Source organism: Flavobacterium amniphilum (assembly GCF_023634845.1).
Classification (GTDB): domain Bacteria; phylum Bacteroidota; class Bacteroidia; order Flavobacteriales; family Flavobacteriaceae; genus Flavobacterium; species Flavobacterium amniphilum.
The window spans coordinates 1-20,710 of record NZ_JAMLJL010000010.1 but is presented as its reverse complement, the minus strand read 5'-3'; the positions used below and the strand labels follow the sequence as shown (position 1 = coordinate 20,710).

Genomic DNA, 20,710 nt, shown 5'->3' with positions numbered 1-20,710 from the left:
GACACATATATATTTTTAACTGTTTGTGCCAATAATAAAGAGGATGTGGCAAACAAGAAAAAATGAAAAGCTTTAAAATCCTGCATAATTATTTAAAAAAAGAATCTACAAATTCATATTTATTGAACACTTGAAGATCGTTGATCCCTTCACCTACTCCAATGTATTTAACCGGAATCTGGAATTGGTCTGAAATACCGATTACAACTCCTCCTTTTGCAGTTCCGTCCAATTTTGTAACGGCTAAACAAGTAACATCAGTAGCCGCCGTAAATTCTTTAGCCTGTTCAAAAGCATTCTGTCCGGTAGAACCGTCCAAAACCAGCATTACATCATGTGGTGCATCACCCACTACCTTTTGCATTACACGTTTTACTTTTGTAAGCTCGTTCATTAAACCTACTTTATTATGTAAACGTCCGGCAGTATCAATAATAACAACATCTGCATCCTGTGAAACGGCACTTTGCAACGTATCAAACGCAACCGAAGCAGGATCACTGCCCATTTGTTGTTTTACGATTGGCACTCCCACTCTGTCAGCCCAGATTTGCAATTGGTCAATTGCTGCGGCACGGAACGTATCGGCAGCACCTAAAACCACTTTATAACCTGCGTTTTTAAACTGATTAGCCAATTTACCAATTGTTGTTGTTTTTCCAACACCGTTCACACCAACAACCATTATTACATATGGCTTTTTGGTTGCCGGAATTGTGAATTCAGTTTCTTCACCACTATTAGTCTCTGAAAGTAAACCCGCGATTTCTTCACGTAAAATCTGGTTTAATTCTTCAGTTCCCAAATATTTATCCCTTGATACGCGTTCTTCGATACGTTCAATGATCTTCAGTGTTGTATTGACACCTACATCAGAAGTTACCAATACTTCTTCAAGACTGTCCAATACTTCATCGTCAACTTTTGATTTACCGGCAACGGCTTTGGTTAACTTGGATAAAAATGAAGTACTCGATTTCTCAAGACCCTTGTCTAATGTTTCTTTTTTTTCTGAAGAAAATAATCTTTTAAAAAAGCTCATTCTAAATTCTAAATTATGTCCGGACCGTAAGTGAACGGATCGGAACCAGTTATCAGTTTTTTAGTGATTCAAAACCTTTAAATTCAAGATTTTCTGTATATCAAAAACAAAAAATCATATCGAATTAAATTTCCCAAAATTCAGTATTAAATCAGGGCAAATATAAAATAAAAAAGCTACTTCCCAATGAAAGTAGCTTTGATATATTGAATGGATAAAATTATTTCTTTTTTAGAAACTCATCTACTTCTTCTGGAGACATGATAGCCTCAACGAAAGTATAAGCACCGGTTTTAGGCGATTTTACCATTTTAATAGCTTTCGATAATCTTTTTGAAGCTGTTTGTAAGGTTGCAACGGTTTTCTTTGCCATGACTTATATTGTTTTATGAAATTTTTATAAATTATAAATCTCTAATGTGATCATTTTGAGATTTATTTCAAAATCTCTAATTATTTAATTTCTTTATGTACAGTCACTCTTTTCAAGATAGGGTTGAATTTTTTGATTTCCAATCTATCCGGAGTGTTCTTTTTGTTCTTAGTCGTGATGTAACGAGAAGTTCCGGCAACACCAGAAGCTTTGTGCTCAGTACATTCTAAAATTACTTGGATTCTATTACCTTTCTTTGCCATTTTGCTATATATTTATTAGGAACAGATTATTTGATAAATCCGTCTGCTTGTGCTTTTTTCAAAACTGCAGAAATTCCGTTCTTGTTAATCGTTTTAATTGCAGAAGCAGCTACTCTTAGAGTAATCCATCTGTCTTCTTCAGGAAGGTAAAAACGTTTTTTAACCAAGTTAACAGAGAATTTTCTCTTAGTCTTGTTCATAGCGTGAGAAACGTTATTTCCTACCATCGCTCTTTTTCCTGTAAGGTCACAAACTCTTGACATTATGCTTATCTTTTATCGTTATTCAAAATCAGGGTGCAAAGTAACAAAAAAGAAACGTTAGTAACAAATAATTTTTAGTAGTTTTTTAAAATTTCTTTATAAATCAGCTCCAAACCTTTATTTACGGCCCTATCAATCACTTTTTCACGGGGTTGACCATAGTTAAATTCTTCCGAAAAGACACCATTCGGTGTGGCAATTCCTATAAAAACAGTCCCCAAATCAGCCGCATCGTCTCCTTTCGACGGACCTGCATTTCCGGTTGTACTAATAGCAAAATCAACCTGCATCAAATTCTGGATACTTCTTGCCATTTCTTCAGCAACAGCAGTGCTCACCACTCCATTTTCTTCGATTAACCGCGATGGAATCTGCAGAACATTCTCTTTTACTTCGGTAGCATAACTCACCACACTTCCTTTGAAATAGACAGACGAACCCGCAACAGATGTGAAAGTGGCTGCAATTTTACCACCGGTACAACTTTCTGCCGTAGCAATCGTAAAACCTTTATCTTTCAGCAACCTTCCCAGGACTACTTCCAACGTATCTTCTTCTTCAAAACCAACAAGACAATCTGCAATTTGTGGTTTTAATTTATTGATTTCATCAGCAAGCGCATTCTGCAACTCTTCTTCATTAGTTCCGCGGGCGGATAAACGCAAACGAACCCTTCCCGGACTTGGCAAATAGGCTAACTTGATAAATTCAGGCAGACCATCTTCCCAAGCTTCTATTCTTTCGGCCAGAAGACTTTCCCCTACACCGTATGTCAATAATGTTTTATGAATTATAAAAGGTCTTTCGTATTTTGCAATCAACCTTGGGATTACCTCATTTTCAATCAGATATTTCATCTCAAACGGAACACCGGGCAACGAAATAAAAACCGTCCCTTCTCTCTCCATCCACATCCCGGGAGCCGTTCCAACCTGATTAAACAGCACTTCAGATTTTGAAGGAACCAAAGCCTGATCTTTATTCAGCTGCGTAATCGGCTTCTTGAAATATTGCTCAATCATTTGGGTCACATGAGCCAAAACACCGTCATGAACCACTAATTCATCATTAAAATATTCGCTTAATGTTTTTTTGGTGATATCATCTTTCGTAGGACCTAATCCTCCTGTCATAATCACCACTTCCACTTTATTCTGCAATTGCGAAAGCGTCTTTAAAATATGTTGTTTATCATCCGATACCGACAACATTTCATGAACACCTATTCCGATTTTATCCAAAGCTTTTGCAATAAAACCTGAATTCGTATCAACAATCTGACCAATTAAAATTTCGTCACCAATTGTTACAATGGCTGCTTTCATCTTTCGTAAAATTTTAAAGATAATTTCGGTCAAAGACAGGAACCGAACAATTTATGTAGTAAAATTAAAGATCAAAATCTTTCTTAACCTCATCAAGCGCAAGATCAACCCGGCTTTTAAGGCTTTTATAGACTTCTTTAATTTCTTTTTTCTTCCCTTTATCTTTAGTCCACTGCTCAATTTGAAGTATTTCCTCTTTGGCAGCATCCATTCCAAGCAGATCTAAAGTTGGTTTTGTTTTATGCGCAAAACTATAGGCACGGGCGTAATCTTTTTCCTTAATACCGGCTTTCATTTCCTTAATATCACTTGGCACTTCATCTACAAACAAATTAATGATTTGTAAAACGAAATCTTTATCGTCATCTGAAATTGCGTAAACTTTTGCTAAATTATAGTGTATCGCCATTATTTTACCTGGATCTTAAATACTTGTTCATTTTCAATATATCCTTCCAAAACATCGTCAGGATTAACTTTTGCCACACCAGCCGGGGTTCCCGTAAAAATAACATCACCCGTTTTTAATGTAAAAAACTGTGAAACATAAGCGACCAACTCATCTATTTTCCACAGCATCATACCCGTGTTCCCTTTCTGAACCACTTGTGCGTTATTTCTTAACTCAAAGTTAAGATTTTCTAATGAATTAAATCTTTTTTTCGATAAAAAGTCACCAATTACCGCTGAACCGTCAAATGCTTTTGCTTTTTCCCAAGGTAAACCTTTCTCTTTTAGCTGAGTCTGAAGATCACGCGCTGTAAAATCGATTCCCAAACCAATTTCGTCATAATACTTATGCGCAAATTTAGGATCAATATACTTCCCTACCTTGTTGATTTTAACCAAAATTTCTACTTCATGATGCACATCACTACTGAATTCGGGTATCACAAAAGGAAATTGCTTTGGCAACACAGCTGTATCCGGTTTCATAAAAACAACCGGTTCGCTTGGCCTTTCATTATTCAGCTCCGATACATGGTCAGCATAATTACGACCTATACAGATTATTTTCATTTTTTTTAGTGATTAGTAATTAGCGATTAGTAACTAGCTTAGCAAAACATTGCCAATCACTAATTACTCATTACCAATTACTGTTTTGTATTTAATTTTCTCAATTTAATTCCTGTCAGGACTTTTTTGGTATACAAGGGAAAGTCAGCATTTTGAATCCATCCGAAATACCCCGGTTCTTTCTCCAGAATTTCTTCTACCAAAGCACCTTTATGTTTTCCGAACGTAAAAATCTCCTGACCTTCTGCATTTAAAGCTATAAAACCGGCAAAATCAACAAATTTTTTACGGGTTGTGAATTCCGACAAGGCTTTCATATCATTTTCAAGCTCAGGATAACGTTCCAACTGTGCTTTTAATATTTCATATGTTGCCTCTGTATCTGCAGCAGCGCTATGTGCATTATTCAAAATCTCACCGCAATAAAACTTATAGGCCGCACTTAACGTTCTTTCTTCCATTTTATGAAAGATCGTCTGAACATCTACCGAAACCCTGTTTTTCATATCAAAATCAACCTCAGCACGCAATAATTCTTCCGCCAGTAACGGAATATCAAAACGATCTGAATTAAATCCGGCAAGATCCGAATCCTTAATCATATTATGCACTTGTGAAGCCAATTCCTTAAAAGTAGGTTCATTTGCCACTTTTTCATTTGAAATACCATGAACAGCAGTAGCATGAGGCGGAATTGGAATAGTTGGATTCACCAACCATGTTTTACTTTCTTTATTTCCGTTAGGATAAATTTTAACGATAGCAATTTCTACAATCCGGTCACGGGCTACATCGATACCCGTTGTTTCCAAGTCGAAAAAGCAAATAGGCCTGTTTAATTTTAATTCCATGTTTGTTTAAATGATATGCAAATATAAAAAAACCACGCAACTCGCGTGGTTCTTTTATGCTATGATTTTAGATTAAATATCTCTATTAATATCCCAAGCCTCTAAATAATCAGCAACGCGTTTTACGAAGCTTCCACCTAAAGCACCATCAACAACTCTGTGATCATAAGAATGCGACAAGAACATTTTCTGACGGATTCCGATGAAATCACCTTCCGGAGTTTCAATAACTGCAGGCACTTTTCTGATCGCACCCAAAGCCAGGATTCCAACTTGCGGCTGGTTGATGATTGGCGTTCCGAAAACAGATCCGAAAGTACCTACATTCGTTACTGTATAAGTTCCGCCTTGCGTATCATCCGGTTTCAATTTACCGGCTTTGGCACGGTTACCTAAATCATTAACCGCTTTTGCCATACCAACTAAATTCAATTGATCAGCATTTTTAATTACCGGCACGATTAAGTTTCCGTTTGGTAAAGCAGCCGCCATACCTAAATTAATATTTTTCTTTTTAACGATATATTCACCTTCTACCGAAATATTCATTCCAGGGAAATCTCTCAATGCTTTCGCAACAGCTTCCATGAAGATTGGAGTAAAAGTCAACTTCTCACCTTCTCTCTTTTCGAAAGTATTTTTCACTTTATCTCTCCATTTCACGATGTTCGTCACATCCACCTCGATAAACGATTGTACGTGTGCAGATGTTTGCACTGATTCCACCATATATTTTGAAATCAACTTACGCATTCTGTCCATTTCCACAACCTCATCAGCACCATTAACCGAAACCGGAACAGCCTGTGTAGATGTTTGAACCGGAGCAGCCACAACTTTTGGAGCTTCAACAGCTGAAGCAACAGGTTTGCTGCCTCTATTTTTAATATAGTTTAATAAATCCTCTTTATTAACACGGCCATCTTTACCTGAACCTTGAATTGATTCTAATTCAGCTACCGAAACACCCTCTTCTTTAGCAATGTTTTTCACTAATGGCGAGAAAAACTTATCAGAACCTGAAAAATCAGCCGGCGCAACAGTTTCCTGAGCAGCTTCAACCGTTTTTACAACCTCAGCCACTGGAGCAGCTACTGTTTCAGCCTTAGAAGCTTCAACAACCGCACCGCCTTCAGTTTCAATAATAGCAATAGTTTGACCTACCTGTACAACATCATCGGTGTTGAAAAGAATTTCTACCAGTGTTCCTGCTACTTCCGAAGGCACTTCACTGTCTACCTTATCTGTAGCAATTTCAAGCACCGCTTCATCCATTTCAATTTTATCGCCAACCTTTTTCAACCAGTTGGTTACCGTTGCTTCCGCAACACTTTCTCCCATTTTGGGCAGTTTCAATTCGAACTTTGCCATATTCTTAAACTAAAGTTGTGTTTTCTAATTTGGTTTGCAAAATTACTAATTATTTTGATTTATAATTTTACAAAATGTAATTTTTTACTTGATTTCAATGATTTCACCTCTATCATTACTACTATTACTTCCTATACAATAGGATGCATTTCCGGGAATGATTTTGAAAGTAAAGCCCTTGTTCTTGTTTTGCTCCATAAAAGCAATTATTCTTCTAAACGAAAAACTATGGTTATCCAAAAGAATTTCCACATGCTTTTTGGCAGAATTTCGATGCGAAAATAACGCATTTTCATCAATATCAGCAATACGGGTCACCTTTTTTTGCAATTGATTTTCTATTTTATTCCTCAAATTCTCATTCGCAGAAAACAAAACATACTCATCAATATCCAAGGAAATTTGCCCTGCCTGATTTTTCTTCATCAGAGCAAAAGCAAAAGATCCGAGCCACATCAATACATCAAACACGACCGAGCCGCCAAAATGCTTTTTATAGAAAAACTGCATGGCTTCCCTGAAACGCTTCATGTAAGTTCCGTCACGGACAGTACTTTCACCTTTATAATGGATCACTGAAGTATCATGGTAATAATAATTGGATTTACCGCTTTTCAATACCAAATAACTCAAATCGATATCATCTGAGTACATGAAACAATTTTCATCAAATCCGCCAACTTCCAGATACAAATCCCTTTTCATCACCATAAAAGCACCCACCAGAATATCAACTTTTCCGGTTTGATTGTCATTTAAATGCTGTGCATAGTATTGATTAAAAAGTCCTGATTTCGGAAAAAACTTATACAATCCCATGATTTTTGTAAACGCAACCCAGGGAGTCGGCACTCCTCGTTTACATTCGGGAAGAAAATTACCTGTGCCGTCTATAAGTTTACAGCCAGCAATGCCTAAATCCGGCTTTGATTTTGCAAATTCCAGTATTTTAGCAAATGTATCTTCAGCCACTACGGTGTCAGGATTCAAAATACAGAGATATTCCCCTTTTGCTAAAGCCACACCTATATTATTCCCTTTTGGGAAACCGACATTAGCCTTATTTTCAATCAGTTGAACTTCCGGAAACACCTGTTTCATCATCTCACAACTATCGTCCTGTGAATCGTTATCAACCACAATCAGCTCACCATCAACACCTTTCAGTGCTTTTAATACACTTAAAACGCATTGACGCAAAAAATAACTGACATTATAATTCAGGATAATAACTGATAATTGCATAGTGCGAAAATAACCATTAATAGGAAATTTCAGAAATTAACGCAAGATTAAATCTTTGTCCGGTTTTATTAATAACTTCGACAAAAAAATTCAAACATGAAATTCATTGCCAAAATCTCACTTTGTTTATTTAGCTTAAGTGGTTTTTCCCAGACTCAAATTGAAAACGAATACAATAAAAAAGAAGTCTACATCACCATGCGTGACGGCGTAAGGCTTTTCACCAGTATCTACATTCCCAAAGACATTTCAAAAACAAACAAATACCCTATACTGATGGAGCGCACCTGTTATAGTGTTGCCCCATATGGTGAAAACAAATTCGGCAAATATATTGGCCCAAACAGTTTTTTGGAAAAAGACAAATACATTTTCGTACTTCAGGACGTACGTGGCAGATACATGAGCGAAGGCACTTTCACTAATATGACACCGCAAGTTGAACACAAATCAAAAAAAGATGTGGATGAAAGTACAGATACTTATGACACGGTTGACTGGTTAATCAAAAACATAACTAACAATAACGGAAAGGTTGGCCAATATGGGATTTCATATCCTGGTTTTTATACAGCAGTTGGTACATTAGCCAATCATCCGGCTTTAGTAGCATCTTCTCCGCAAGCACCGGTTTCCGATTTCTTTTTTGATGACTTCCACCATAATGGTGCATTCTTAATGGGATACTTTAAAACCTTTCCTGTTTTCGGTATTCAAAAAAACAAAGCTGGAGAAAATCATTGGTTTGAAAACCAAATGATCAAGTCTCCTTCAACGGACGGCTCTGTATTATACAATAACCTGGGCACTTTAAAAGAAGCCTCTGACAAATACTACAAAGACAATTTTTTCATGCAGGAAATCATCAATCACCCGAATTATGACACTTTCTGGCAAAAAAGAAACCTTATACCACATCTAAAGAACATTAAACATGCCGTGTTGACGGTTGGCGGTTGGTTTGACGCGGAAGATTTAACCGGACCGTTAAACATTTACAAAACCATTGAAAAAAACAATCCAAAAACACAAAACACGATTGTTATGGGGCCGTTTTCACATGGTGCATGGGCTATAGAAAAAGGAAAACATTATCATAATGACATTTATTTCGGAGACAGTATATCTACTTTTTTTCAGAAAAATATCGAAAGAAAATTTTTCAATCATTACTTAAAAGGCAATTCGAAAGAAGCCGTTGCTTTACCCGAAGCTTTTATGTTTGATACCGGTAAAAAACAATGGAATGAATTCACAAGCTGGCCACCTAAAAATACTACAAAACTTAACTTCTATCTAACCGAAAACGGCAAATTATCTAATTCCAAACCGGACAACAATGGAATTTCCGAATATTTCAGCGATCCGAACAAACCTGTACCCAGTAGTTTGAATTATGCCGAATACAACGGATTTACTCCTAAGAACTACATGAGTGAAGACCAACGATTTGCCGAAAACCGTCCGGATGTTGTAAGTTTCACCACAGATTATTTAACGGACGACATTACCCTTGGAGGAGAAATAATGACCTATTTGAATATTTCATCATCATCAACTGATGCTGATTTTGTGGTTAAACTGATTGATGTATATCCGTTGGACGAACCACAAAATACTGACAAACCAAATGTTTTATATGCAAATTACCACCAAATGGTACGCAGTGAAATCATGCCGGCACGCTTCCGTAACAGCTTTGAAAAACCGGAATCCTTGACACCTAACCAACCTACGCAGGTTAAATTCAGATTACAGGATGTATTGCACACCTTCAAAAAAGGACACAAAATCCAGATTCAAGTTCAAAGTACATGGTATCCGCTAATGGCTGTCAATCCACAGAAGTTTTTGGAAAATCCACATTTGGCCAAAAAAGAAGATTACACAAAAGCATTCATCAAAATCCATAATGACAGTCACATTGAAGTTGACATCATTAAATAACCTCAAAGCTGTCTTTTTAGACAGCTTTTTTATTTCCGCTTAGCTAACTCAATCCAAAAGATTACTTTTGCAAAAAAAATTACGACGGTGAATTACTTATCAGTAGAAAATATATCAAAGTCTTTTGGCGAACGCACTTTGTTCGAAAACATTTCATTCGGGATCAACAAAGACCAGAAAATCGCTTTCATTGCCAAAAACGGTTCGGGGAAAACCTGTATCATGAAAATCCTTAACGGTGAAGACGAGCCGGATACCGGTCAGGTTGTAATCCGTAAAGAAATCAAAATGGCTTTTCTTTCCCAGGATCACAACCTGCAGGACGAACTGACAATTGAGGAAAGTATTTTCGCATCCGATAATGAAACCCTGAAAGTAATTGAAAAATACGAAAAAGCGCTTGAAAATCCGGAAGACGAAGAAGCCTACCAAAAAGCTTTCGACGACATGGACTGCCATAATGCCTGGGATTTTGAAACACAGTTCAAACAGATTTTATTCAAACTGAAACTGGAAGATTTCAAACTGAAAGTCAAAAATCTTTCGGGTGGACAAAAAAAACGACTTTCATTAGCCATTATATTGATTAACCGTCCGGATTTATTGATTCTGGATGAGCCAACCAACCATTTGGACCTTGAAATGATCGAATGGCTGGAAAGTTATTTTGCCAAAGAAAACATCACATTGTTCATGGTAACGCACGACCGTTTCTTTCTGGAACGTGTATGTAACGAAATCATTGAATTGGACAACGGGAAATTATACCAATACAAAGGAAATTATTCTTATTATTTAGAGAAGAAAGAAGAGCGCATCACTTCTGAAAATGCCAGTATCGATAAAGCCAAAAACTTATTCGTAAAAGAATTGGCATGGATGCGCCGCCAGCCGAAAGCGCGCACAACCAAATCAAAGTCACGTCAGGACGACTTCTATGTCATTAAAGAAAAAGCACAGAGCCGTCGTAAAGAAAATGTTGTCGAACTGGAAATTAACATGGAGCGCATGGGAACCAAAATCATCGAGCTTCATAAAATCTCCAAAAAATTCAACGACAAAATTATTTTAGAAGATTTCAGCTTCGATTTTCAGCGCGGGGAGCGAATTGGTATCATCGGGAAAAACGGAACCGGTAAATCTACTTTCCTGAACTTACTTACCGGAACCATTCCATTAGACAGCGGAAAAGTAATTAAAGGTGACACCATTAAAATTGGCTATTATACCCAAAGTGGTATTAATCCAAAACCCGGACAACGCGTTATCGACATCATTAAAGAATATGGTGAATATATTCCGTTAGCCAAAGGACGTATTATTTCGGCTTCTCAATTATTGGAACGATTCTTATTCGACTCCAAAAAGCAATACGATTATGTTGAAAAATTAAGTGGTGGCGAATTGAAACGCTTGTATTTATGTACCGTTTTAATCCAAAACCCGAACTTCCTGATTCTGGATGAGCCCACTAATGATCTTGATATTGTAACCCTTAATGTCCTGGAAAGCTTCTTATTGGATTATCCCGGATGCCTTTTAGTTGTTTCACACGACCGTTATTTCATGGATAAAATCGTCGATAACCTTTTTGTCTTCAGAGGTGAAGGGGAAATCGAAAATTTCCCGGGCAACTATTCTGATTTCAGAGCTTATGAAGACAGTATCGAACCCGTAAAAGATGAAAACAAGGAAAAAGTAAACTGGAAACAGAACAACCCAACCACATCAGGTTTGTCTTTTAACGAACAAAAGGAATTCCAGAAAATTGAACGTGAAATCAAAGACCTGGAATTCAGAAAAAAAGAAATCGAAGCTTTATTTTCAGAAGGAAAAGTAGCCGATGCCGATATCGAGAAGAAAGCAAACGAATTGCAAAACTTCATCAAAAAAATGGAAGAAAAGGAAGAACGTTGGTTTGAATTGAGTGCTAAAATGGAAGGGTAAACAAGTAATTAGTAAAGAGTGATTAGTAATTAGCCATTTTAATGATAATTAATAATTACCAATTAATTCAAATATGTCTCAAATAATCAAATCCTATCTAAAATTTCTCTGGAACTCCAAAAACCAACACGGAGTGCATTCGCCGTTTGTATTTGATTTGGTTACCAAATGTTTTTACGATAAAAAGCATTATTCGGCGTATTCCATTTTAAAGAATTACCGGAAATCGCTTCTGGAGAATACAAACACTATTGAAGTAACCGATTTCGGCGCAGGTTCCCGTGTTTTCAAATCGAATACACGCCAGATATCCAAAATTGCACAAACCGCCGGAATCACTCAAAAAAGAGCAGAGCTATTATACAGGATTGTCAATTATTTCCAACCGGAATCAGTTTTGGAAATAGGAACTTCTTTGGGATTAGCCACTTCTGCCCTATCCCTTGGAAACCAAAATGCAGCAATCACAACCCTTGAAGGCTGTCCGGAAACATCAGGGATTGCACAAAAACAATTCCGGAGATATAACTTAAGCAATATCAAATCTGAAGTAACTGAATTTTCAGGTTATTTAAAAACTTTTGATCTTCGACCTTCGACCTTCGACTTAATTTATTTTGACGGCAACCATTCCAAACAAGCCACTTTGGATTATTTTGAATGGCTTTTGCCAACAGTTACAAACGAAACCGTTTGGATTTTCGACGACATTCATTGGTCTTCAGCAATGGAAGAAGCCTGGAAAATTATTAAAAACCACCCGAAAGTTACGGTCACCATTGATACTTTTCAATGGGGATTGGTTTTCTTCCGCTACGAACAGGAAAAGGAACATTTTGTGATCCGGACATAAAAAAAGACAATTATTCCTAATTGTCTTTTTCATTTAGTAACGAACGGGCTATTGTTTTGCTTCTTTCATTTCCTCAGATTTGGCACCCATTCTGTTTAATCGGTACATCGGTGCAAATTTCAATTTCAAACCGGCAATTTTACGGTTGTCTTCAGAGGACAAACCTTCTTTTTCGACCGTGTTCTTTCTGCTGTCAAGCGCTTCATACATCGTTTTGATCTCATCCCAGTCTTCACGCGAATAACTGTCCTTATTATTTTCTACAGTATGAACGAATTGTTGGTAGACACTATGGATATTATCTTTATTTACCCAGTTGAAATTCATATCGTCCCCAATTTTCCCTTCTCCGAACAATGCATTACGCATTTTTTGTTTCGGACTCAAAACCGCAACATTAGCTGCTGCTTTAACGGCCTCAACTTCGGTTTTCAACATTTCATACTTCTCTTTTCCTTTACTCACTTTCAACTCGGCATCTTTACTTCCGCTTAAATCTTTCAAAGCACTTTCCACGTTGTCTTCTTTAATTTGATATTCTGCATCGATTGCCGCCCAATTCGTCTGGGCATCTTCAACTGTCATATTATCGAGTGAATCCACATATACGATATAGGCTTCAACCATTTTTTTAGCTTCTGTTTCTTTTTCATCTTTACAAGATGCAAATCCTAAAACAACTATTGCTAAACCTAAAAACAAATTCCTGGTTTTCATGATGTTTCATTTTAAAATTATAAAGTAAAAGTATTACAATTATAACTCCAGCCTCTTATACAATTATCCACGATTGTTACACAATTCTTAATTCGTCGGATCATTTGTAACAATATCTGCTTTCTTTATACTAATTTTAGAATCTTATAATTAGCTAAAAATGTCAAGTCCGTTAATCAAAATAACCAATATCAAACGTGATTTCCAGTTGGGCAGTGAAACCATCAATGTTCTGAAAGGAATTGATTTGGAAATCAACAAAGGGGAATATGTTGCACTTATGGGTCCGTCAGGTTCCGGAAAATCAACCCTGATGAATCTTTTGGGTTGTCTGGACACTCCTACTTCCGGAACATACATTCTCAATGGAAAAGATGTTAGTAAAATGGTCGATAATGAACTGGCAGAAATACGCAATAAAGAAATTGGGTTCGTATTCCAGACATTCAACTTATTACCTAGAACGACAGCACTTGACAATGTGGCACTACCGATGATTTACGCCGGTCACCCGAAAACGGTCCGGAAAACAAGAGCAACCGAAGTACTTGAACAGGTAGGATTAGGCGACCGTATGGATCACCAACCAAACCAGCTTTCAGGAGGACAGCGCCAACGTGTTGCCGTTGCAAGAGCATTGGTCAATCATCCGTCAATTATTTTAGCCGATGAGCCAACCGGTAACCTGGACAGTAAAACATCTGAAGAAATCATGAGGCTTTTCGGTGAAATCCATGCTAACGGAAATACAGTTATACTGGTTACGCACGAAGAAGATATCGCTTCACATGCCCATCGTGTAATTCGTTTGCGTGACGGATTAATTGAAACCGATTCAAAAAATAAATAGTTTATTCCAACAAAAATGTACATTGCTTTACTTACCTGTAAAAATCTTCCTGATTTATTACCGGCCGACCAACAATTGATTCCTCTATTAGCCAATTACAACATAAAAGCGGTTCCCGCTGTCTGGGATGATAAATCAATCGACTGGACACAATTCGATTATCTGGTTTTCCGTAATACCTGGGATTATTTTGAAAAAGAAACAGCATTCAACAACTGGCTGGAGCACATTGAAAATCTCAATATCAAATGCCTGAATTCCATTGAAGTCATCAAACAGAATAAGCATAAATTCTACTTACGTGAATTGGAAAAACAGGGAATTAAAATTATTCCGACTGTTTTCATTGATAAAACGGAACAACTGAATCTTTCTGCCATCATTCCTTCACACTGGCAAAAAGCAGTAATTAAACCGGCCTTTTCAGGCGGAGCTTACCAAACTGCCGTTTTTGAAAAGAAAGATCTTGAAAACATAAACCAAGAATACAAAACGATTGCTTCAGAAAAGGAACTTCTGCTGCAGGAATTCATTCCCGAAATACATTCTTTAGGAGAAACTTCATTTATTTTCTTCAATAAAAAATTCTCACACTGCATCAATAAAAAACCATTGGAAGGCGATTTCAGGATTCAGGTGCAATATGGCGGAAAATATTCTTTGATCAATCCTGACAACCAATTAATTGCCAAGGCACAAAAAGTAGTAGAAACATTCCAATCAGACCTGCTGTACGCCAGAGTTGACGGAATCATCATGGACGGTGAACTACACTTAATGGAAATCGAATGCATCGAACCCGACTTATACTTTAACTTAAGTGAAGGTGCCCACGAAAGATTTCTACAGTCAATATTGGAATTAATACATTAAATTTGTGTGCATTAATTATGTTTAATGGCTAATTCAAAAAACTAAAATGAAAGTTTATACCAAAACAGGAGACAAAGGTACCACAGCGTTATTTGGAGGTACACGTGTTCCAAAACACCATATCCGCATTGAAAGCTACGGAACAGTTGATGAATTGAATTCATACATCGGACTCATCCGTGACCAGGAAATAAATCCGCTTTACAAAACCGTATTGATTGAAGTTCAGGACCGTCTTTTTACTCTTGGAGCCGTTTTGGCCACACCACCTGAAAAAGAAACACTTAAAAACGGACAGCCACGTCTGCAAAATCTTGGGATAATCGAATCGGATATTGAATATCTGGAAAAAGAAATCGATACTATGGAAGAAGCACTTCCTCCCATGACACACTTTGTACTGCCCGGAGGTCACACAACCGTGTCATATTGTCATATTGCACGCTGTGTTTGCCGTCGTGCCGAACGTTTAGCGACACATTTACATGAATTGGAACCCACCGACGAGTTAGTTTTGAAGTATTTAAACCGACTTTCTGACTATCTTTTTGTCTTGGCACGGAAGTTGTCACATGACGTCCAAGCCAACGAGGTGCAATGGATCCCTAGAAAGTAACCTTGCGTTGGTCTTACCGGTTTACCCCATAAGTTTGCTAAATACTGTAAGCCTCAATGGAAAACCAAAAAAGACGTTCTTAAAAACAATTGAAAATAAATCAAAAAAAACTTGATTTTTTAAGTAGAAAAATTATTTTTGCATAAATTAAAAATTTTACAAAGATGTATTGGACATTAGAATTAGCATCGTATTTAAGTGATGCTCCTTGGCCTGCTACAAAAGACGAATTAATCGACTATGCCATTAGAACTGGTGCTCCACTGGAAGTAGTAGAGAACCTGCAATCTATCGAAGATGAAGGAGAGATCTATGAGTCTATGGAAGAAATTTGGCCAGATTATCCAACAGACGAAGATTATCTTTGGAACGAGGATGAATATTAATCATAAAACCTACTGAAAAAGTCTCATATGAGACTTTTTTTTTGGTTATTTTTACACACATTTAAACAAAACCGTTATGAGTTTCGTAAACAGTATATTAAAAGTTTTTTTAGGTGATAAATCGCAAAACGATGTTAAAGCGATCCAGCCTATTATCAATAAAATAAAATCATTCGAAGGTGCACTACAAGCACTTTCAAACGATGATTTACGTCTGAAGACAACTGAATTTAAAGAAAAAATAAAACAGGCCCGTTCTGAAAAGGATGCTAAAATTGCTTCTTTAAAATTGGAAGTGGAAAACATTTCAGATGTTGATGCACGTGAAGACATTTACAACGAAATCGATAAACTTGAAAAAGAAGCTTACGAAATCTCTGAAAAAACTTTAAATGAAATTCTACCGGAAGCTTTTGCAGTAGTGAAAGAAACGGCTCGCCGTTTTAAAGAAAACGCTCAGGTAAAAGTTACTGCTACTGCTAAAGACAGAGAGTTTTCGGCTACTAAAGCATACGTTAGTCTTGAAGGCGATCAGGCAGTTTGGGCTAACTCTTGGGATGCTGCCGGAAAAGCCATTACTTGGGACATGATCCACTACGATGTGCAAATGATCGGTGGTGTGGTTTTACACCAGGGTAAAATTGCAGAGATGCAAACGGGTGAAGGTAAAACATTAGTGGCAACTCTTCCATTATACCTTAACGCACTTACAGGAAACGGTGTTCACTTAGTAACCGTGAATGACTACCTTGCCAAACGTGACAGCACATGGAAAGCGCCATTATTCGAGTTCCACGGTATGAATGTTGACTGTATCGACAACCACCAACCGAATACTGATTCACGCCGCAAAGCATACGAAGCTGATATCACTTACGGTACAAATAACGAATTCGGTTTTGACTACCTGCGTGATAACATGGCGCACTCACCGGCTGAATTAGTACAACGCAAACACAATTTTGCAATCGTCGATGAGGTCGATTCAGTATTAATCGATGACGCGCGTACTCCGTTGATCATTTCAGGCCAGATCACAGATGGTGACCGTCACGAATTCAATGAATTAAAACCGAAAATCGAATCTTTGGTAGGAATTCAGCGCCAACTGGCAAACGGATTCTTAACCGAAGCTAAAAAATTAATCAAAGAAGGAAATGCTAAAGACGGAGGTTTCCAATTATTGAGAGCACACCGTGCATTGCCAAAAAACAAAGCTTTAATTAAATTCTTATCGGAAGAAGGTGTAAAACAAATTCTTCAGAAAACAGAAAATGAATACATGTCGGATAACAACCGTAAAATGCCACAAGTAGATGAGGCTTTATACTTTGTTATCGAAGAGAAAAACAATCAGGTGGAATTAACAGAAGCCGGTATCCAGGAATTATCCAAAACTACAGATGATAAATTCTTCGTACTTCCAGATATCGGAACTGAAATCGCACGCATCGAAAAAGCAGGATTATCAAAAGAAGAAGAGGCAGAACAAAAAGAAATTTTATTTGCTGATTTCTCTGTAAAAAGCGAGCGTATCCACACACTTACGCAATTATTGAAAGCCTATACCCTATTTGAAAAAGATACGGAGTATGTGATCATGGAAAACGAAGTACTGATCGTTGACGAACAAACAGGACGTATCATGGACGGACGCCGTTACTCAGACGGTTTACACCAGGCTATCGAAGCGAAGGAAAATGTAAAAATCAAAGACGCAACCCAAACCTATGCAACCATTACATTACAGAACTATTTCCGTATGTACAGCAAATTAGGAGGAATGACCGGTACGGCAGTTACCGAAGCCGGGGAGTTCTTTGAAATCTATAAATTGGATGTTGTTGAAATCCCTACAAACAGAGGAATCGCACGTAAAGACAAGGAAGATTTAATTTACCGTTCGGTACGTGAGAAATTCAACGCTGTGGCAGAAGATGTACAACAATTAGTAGCGGAAGGACGTCCGGTATTGATTGGTACAACATCGGTTGAGATTTCTGAAATTTTGAGCCGTATGCTTAAGATGAAAGGTATCCAACACAATGTCTTGAATGCTAAAATGCACAAGCAGGAAGCGCAAATTGTTGCCGAAGCAGGTAAACCCGGAGTTGTAACCATCGCTACAAACATGGCGGGTCGTGGTACCGACATCAAATTGACTGACGAAGTAAAAGCGGCTGGTGGTTTAGCCATCATCGGTACGGAACGTCACGATTCACGTCGTGTTGACCGTCAGTTACGTGGTCGTGCAGGACGTCAGGGAGATCCGGGAAGTTCACAGTTTTACGTTTCATTGGAAGATAACTTAATGCGTTTATTCGGTTCTGACCGTGTGGCTAAAGTTATGGACAGAATGGGATTGAAAGAAGGTGAAGTGATCCAGCATTCCATGATGACGAAGTCCATCGAAAGAGCACAGAAAAAAGTGGAAGAAAATAACTTCGGTACCCGTAAGCGTTTATTGGAATATGATGACGTTATGAACTCACAACGTGAAGTGGTTTACAAACGTCGCCGTCACGCTTTGAACGGAGAACGTTTGAAACTGGATATCGCTAACATGATTTACGACGTATGTGAAAACATCGCTGAAAAAAATAAGTTAAGCAAGGATTTCAAAAACTTCGAATTCGAATTAATCCGTTACTTATCAATCACTTCTCCGGTTTCAGAAGCAGATTTTAATAAATTATCGGAAATCGAAATCGCAGGTAAAGCCTACAAAGCTGCGACGGAATTCTATCAGTCTAAAAACGAAAGAGATGCCAGAGAAGCTTTCCCGATCATCAGAAACGTATATGAAAACCCGAACAACCAATTCGAAAGAATCATCGTTCCTTTCTCAGACGGTATTAAAACCTTGAATGTGGTAACCGACCTGAAGAAAGCATATGAATCACAAGGCGGACAGTTAGTGGCTGATTTTGAGAAAAACATCACATTGGCCATTGTGGATGATGCATGGAAAAAACACTTACGCAAAATGGACGAATTGAAACAATCAGTTCAATTAGCAGTTCACGAGCAAAAAGACCCATTATTGATTTACAAATTTGAAGCTTTCAACCTTTTCAAAAGCATGTTGGACGGTATCAACAAAGAAGTAATTTCTTTCTTGTTCAAAGGTGATTTACCTCAACAAAGCAACATCCAGGAGGCACACGAAGAAGTACGCCGTGAGCAATACAACGAAAGCAAAGACGAAGTATTGAATATGGAAGAACAGGCAGAACGTGCACGTGAAGCGGGACAAACACAACCGCAACACCATCACGTAACGGAAACCATCACGCGTGACCAACCGAAAATCAACCGTAACGATAACGTGACGATCAAACACGTATTGAGCGGTAAAACCGAAACCATGAAGTACAAAAAAGCTGAAACGCTTTTAGCTTCAGGCGAATGGGTTTTAGTGAATGAATAAAAAATAAAACCTTTATAAACAAGAATCCCCAATTACATTGTAGTTGGGGATTTTTTTATATGCTTTCACTAAATTTGCAAGCCAATTCATAGCAAATCTGTACCAATGAAAATTGCTTCTTATTCCAATGAAAAAATACTTGAAAGGCTTTTGAACAATAAAAGCGACAGCAATTATTGGACTTATATCACCGAATTGAGAAAGCGCAAAACAAAGGACATCTATGCAAAAAGCGTTTCTTTAACGCAATCCAAAATAGTTAAAGAAAAAAACATCGGTATCGATGTCATGGCCCAATTCGGATATCCGAGATTACATAAAGAGAAAACCCTCAAAATTTATTTCAATCTGCTCAAAACCGAAACCGATATAAGTGTTATCAGCTCCATATTTTACGGAATCGGGCACAATAACGATAACCTGACCAACAAACAGATTGATATTATCTGCAACTACAAAAGACACAGAAGTGCCAAAATCAGATACAGCCTTGTTTTTGCGCTTCTTGCAATAGAAAACATAAAAGCCATAGAAACGCTTATTGAACTCAGCAGTGACAAGGATGCTGATATCAGAAACTGGTCAACTTTCGGCATTGGAGCACAAATCTCAACCGATAACGAAGAAATAAGAAAGGCATTATGGGCCAGGATTGATGAACCTGGACAAGATGTAAGATATGAAGCCATTTTTGGATTGGCTACCCGAAAAGACCCGGGCATAAAAGAAGTTTTAAAAAATGAATTATTAAAAGTTGATGATTTAGGTTCTTTATTACTCGAATCAATCGAAGCTTTTGAAGACAAAGATTTCATCTCCCTTTTAGAACAACAAATAGCGCAAAACAAAATAACTGAATCCATAAATGAGAAATGGTTATTGGATACGATCGAAAAGTTAAAAGAGAATCAATAACACAATTCTGTAAACCGATAGCGCATTCTATGATAAAAAACAACTTTAATTAAACAATTAAGATGCAAATTTATAGATATCTACAAACGGAGTTTGTCTGCTAACCACAGAGAAAACCCTACTTATAATTTTGCATCTTATATTGTTTAAAACTAACATGCCATTGGTAGTATCTCACTAACTGTGTAAGTATAAAAAATAATGGGGTTTTAAAACCCCATTATTTTTTTGTTTAATTTTAAATGTTACACAGTCTTATGAAAAAAGAAGATTTATTATCAGATGATTTTTTGAAGCAGTTCAAAACCGGCGAAGACCTAAATGGTTTTCTTGCCCAACTACAAAAGCGTGGATTAGAGGCTATTCTTAATGGCGAATTGGATTCTCATTTAGGGTATGACAAGCATGAGAAATCTCCCTCTT

At 37.3% G+C, this 20,710-nt stretch carries 20 protein-coding genes and 1 pseudogene; 10 read left to right on the top strand and 11 right to left on the bottom strand.

Annotated features, from left to right (window positions below):
- Positions 1-88 precede the first annotated feature (88 nt).
- From ftsY to NAT51_RS12185, 10 genes are all read right to left on the bottom strand, one after another.
- Entirely contained in the window at positions 89-1,042 is a 954-nt protein-coding gene (gene ftsY / locus NAT51_RS12230) for a signal recognition particle-docking protein FtsY (protein WP_250599216.1), read from the bottom strand.
- Between the two features lie 220 nt (positions 1,043-1,262).
- The gene (locus NAT51_RS12225; protein ID WP_014166478.1) at positions 1,263-1,415 is read right to left on the bottom strand and encodes a DUF4295 domain-containing protein; all 153 of its coding nucleotides are present in this window, start codon (positions 1,413-1,415) and stop codon (positions 1,263-1,265) included.
- 80 nt (positions 1,416-1,495) lie between these two features.
- Positions 1,496-1,678: a 50S ribosomal protein L33 gene (gene rpmG / locus NAT51_RS12220; protein WP_035640032.1), complete on the bottom strand. Its 183-nt coding sequence runs from the start codon at positions 1,676-1,678 to the stop codon at positions 1,496-1,498.
- 26 nt (positions 1,679-1,704) lie between these two features.
- Positions 1,705-1,941, bottom strand: a complete 237-nt coding sequence (gene rpmB, locus NAT51_RS12215; protein ID WP_250599214.1) for a 50S ribosomal protein L28 — start codon at positions 1,939-1,941, stop codon at positions 1,705-1,707.
- A 74-nt stretch (positions 1,942-2,015) separates the two neighbouring features.
- Positions 2,016-3,266: a competence/damage-inducible protein A gene (locus tag NAT51_RS12210; RefSeq protein WP_250599213.1), complete on the bottom strand. Its 1,251-nt coding sequence runs from the start codon at positions 3,264-3,266 to the stop codon at positions 2,016-2,018.
- A gap of 64 nt (positions 3,267-3,330) precedes the next feature.
- On the bottom strand, positions 3,331-3,675 hold the full coding sequence (locus tag NAT51_RS12205; protein WP_250599212.1) for a histidine kinase: 345 nt from the start codon (positions 3,673-3,675) through the stop codon (positions 3,331-3,333).
- Complete coding sequence (locus tag NAT51_RS12200) at positions 3,675-4,286, bottom strand: fumarylacetoacetate hydrolase family protein (protein WP_250599211.1); 612 nt, start codon at positions 4,284-4,286, stop codon at positions 3,675-3,677. Before NAT51_RS12200 ends, NAT51_RS12205 begins: the two co-directional genes overlap by 1 nt.
- A 77-nt stretch (positions 4,287-4,363) precedes the next feature.
- Positions 4,364-5,137, bottom strand: coding sequence for a 3'-5' exonuclease (locus tag NAT51_RS12195; RefSeq protein WP_250599210.1), 774 nt, complete (start codon positions 5,135-5,137; stop codon positions 4,364-4,366).
- Positions 5,138-5,209: 72 nt separating this feature from the next.
- Positions 5,210-6,508 (bottom strand): dihydrolipoamide acetyltransferase family protein, encoded by a 1,299-nt coding sequence (locus tag NAT51_RS12190; protein WP_250599209.1) that lies wholly within the window; start codon positions 6,506-6,508, stop codon positions 5,210-5,212.
- Positions 6,509-6,592: 84 nt separating this feature from the next.
- Entirely contained in the window at positions 6,593-7,753 is a 1,161-nt protein-coding gene (locus tag NAT51_RS12185; RefSeq protein WP_250599208.1) for a glycosyltransferase family 2 protein, read from the bottom strand.
- A gap of 96 nt (positions 7,754-7,849) precedes the next feature.
- Here NAT51_RS12185 and NAT51_RS12180 point away from each other — a divergent pair, with 96 nt between their 5' ends.
- The 3 genes from NAT51_RS12180 (at position 7,850) to NAT51_RS12170 (ending at position 12,500) form a co-directional block, all read left to right on the top strand.
- Entirely contained in the window at positions 7,850-9,700 is a 1,851-nt protein-coding gene (locus tag NAT51_RS12180) for a CocE/NonD family hydrolase (protein ID WP_250599207.1), read from the top strand.
- An 87-nt stretch (positions 9,701-9,787) separates the two neighbouring features.
- Complete coding sequence (locus tag NAT51_RS12175; protein ID WP_250599206.1) at positions 9,788-11,647, top strand: ABC-F family ATP-binding cassette domain-containing protein; 1,860 nt, start codon at positions 9,788-9,790, stop codon at positions 11,645-11,647.
- A 73-nt stretch (positions 11,648-11,720) separates the two neighbouring features.
- Positions 11,721-12,500 (top strand): O-methyltransferase, encoded by a 780-nt coding sequence (locus tag NAT51_RS12170; RefSeq protein WP_250599205.1) that lies wholly within the window; start codon positions 11,721-11,723, stop codon positions 12,498-12,500.
- Between the two features lie 48 nt (positions 12,501-12,548).
- Here NAT51_RS12170 and NAT51_RS12165 read toward each other — a convergent pair whose 3' ends face one another.
- Complete coding sequence (locus NAT51_RS12165; protein WP_250599204.1) at positions 12,549-13,217, bottom strand: DUF6565 domain-containing protein; 669 nt, start codon at positions 13,215-13,217, stop codon at positions 12,549-12,551.
- A gap of 160 nt (positions 13,218-13,377) precedes the next feature.
- On the opposite strand from NAT51_RS12165, the gene NAT51_RS12160 reads away from it, so the two are divergent.
- From NAT51_RS12160 to NAT51_RS19850, 7 genes and pseudogenes are all read left to right on the top strand, one after another.
- A complete protein-coding gene (locus tag NAT51_RS12160) occupies positions 13,378-14,067 on the top strand; it encodes an ABC transporter ATP-binding protein (RefSeq protein WP_250599203.1) in 690 nt (229 codons plus the stop codon).
- 15 nt (positions 14,068-14,082) lie between these two features.
- Positions 14,083-14,940 (top strand): ATP-grasp domain-containing protein, encoded by an 858-nt coding sequence (locus tag NAT51_RS12155; RefSeq protein WP_250599202.1) that lies wholly within the window; start codon positions 14,083-14,085, stop codon positions 14,938-14,940.
- A 46-nt stretch (positions 14,941-14,986) separates the two neighbouring features.
- Positions 14,987-15,556 carry a cob(I)yrinic acid a,c-diamide adenosyltransferase gene (locus NAT51_RS12150; protein WP_250599201.1) on the top strand — a complete coding sequence of 190 codons (570 nt, stop codon included), beginning with the start codon at positions 14,987-14,989 and terminating at the stop codon, positions 15,554-15,556.
- A 164-nt stretch (positions 15,557-15,720) separates the two neighbouring features.
- Positions 15,721-15,942: a DUF2795 domain-containing protein gene (locus NAT51_RS12145; RefSeq protein ID WP_002986941.1), complete on the top strand. Its 222-nt coding sequence runs from the start codon at positions 15,721-15,723 to the stop codon at positions 15,940-15,942.
- A gap of 76 nt (positions 15,943-16,018) precedes the next feature.
- The gene (gene secA, locus NAT51_RS12140; protein WP_250599200.1) at positions 16,019-19,372 is read left to right on the top strand and encodes a preprotein translocase subunit SecA; all 3,354 of its coding nucleotides are present in this window, start codon (positions 16,019-16,021) and stop codon (positions 19,370-19,372) included.
- 105 nt (positions 19,373-19,477) lie between these two features.
- Positions 19,478-20,287, top strand: a complete 810-nt coding sequence (locus NAT51_RS12135; RefSeq protein ID WP_250599199.1) for a hypothetical protein — start codon at positions 19,478-19,480, stop codon at positions 20,285-20,287.
- A gap of 257 nt (positions 20,288-20,544) precedes the next feature.
- Positions 20,545-20,710 (top strand): annotated as a pseudogene (locus NAT51_RS19850) (IS256 family transposase); the annotation flags it as partial.